General features: G+C 56.3%; 1 pseudogene. It reads left to right on the top strand.

Annotation, left to right across the window (positions count from 1 at the left end):
- A pseudogene (locus ACZ3GY_RS24600) lies at nt 1–247 on the top strand (RNA pseudouridine synthase); the annotation flags it as partial.

The raw sequence follows: 247 nt of genomic DNA on the forward strand, positions 1-247 counted from the left end.
TGGAGAATGGCCGCATCACGCTTGATGGCGTGGTTGCCAAGCCCAAACAAACCTTGTATGGCGGGGAAATCGCGGTACTGACGCCGGAGTTATCGGCCGAGGTGCTGGCCTACACCCCCGAGCCAGTCGAATTTCCCATCGTGTATGAAGATGATGATATTTTGGTTGTCAACAAACCGGCTGGACTGGTGGTGCATCCGGCTGCCGGCAATTGGTCGGGTACCTTGCTCAATGGCTTGCTGCATCG

Source organism: Pseudomonas sp. PME37.24/006, assembly GCF_055556635.1.